Below are 560 nucleotides of genomic sequence, written 5' to 3' on the forward strand. Positions count from 1 at the left end.
GGGGGGATCATCATAAATGTTGTTGCTATCGTGTTTACGTGTGGCAGGCTTACGCCTGACGGACCTGAGTTTGACTGGCCTATGTGTTGCTGGAAGTCTCAGTGCCTCTTTTGTTAGTGGCGCCTATGCCCAGACGAGTAATACAACAACGGTAGCAGGTTCTCTTGAGGGCGAGTTTGCGGTTGATGACAGTGGAGCAGCAACCTATTCCCTGCCGATTTCAGTTCCTCCGGGGATTGCTGGTAATGAACCGCGTCTGGCTTTGTCCTATTCCTCTCAGGCGGGTAATGGTCCCTTGGGCGTCGGCTGGGGATTATCAGGTCTTTCTGCCATAACCCGCTGTGGTCAACGTCTGGTTCCCCATGGCAAGATCCACGGTGTTGATTTCTCAGCAGAGGATCGTTTTTGTCTTGATGGTCAGCGTCTGGTTGCTGTCTCTGGAGACTATGGGGCAGACGGGACGGAATACCGCACCGAGATTGAAAGCTATGCCAAGGTTATCTCGAACGGAACCGCTGGCACGGGCCCGGCAAGCTTTACGGTCTGGAGCAAGGGCGGTC

1 protein-coding gene is annotated in these 560 nt (G+C 54.3%); it reads left to right on the forward strand.

Going from position 1 to position 560, the window contains the following annotated elements; genetic code table 11:
* Nucleotides 1-16: 16 nt before the first annotated feature.
* Nucleotides 17-560 (forward strand): SpvB/TcaC N-terminal domain-containing protein (locus tag WH96_RS20900; protein ID WP_047766190.1); only part of this gene is annotated, 544 nt, incomplete at its 3' end.

The sequence above is a fragment of the Kiloniella spongiae genome (assembly GCF_001026905.1).
GTDB lineage: Bacteria > Pseudomonadota > Alphaproteobacteria > Kiloniellales > Kiloniellaceae > Kiloniella > Kiloniella spongiae.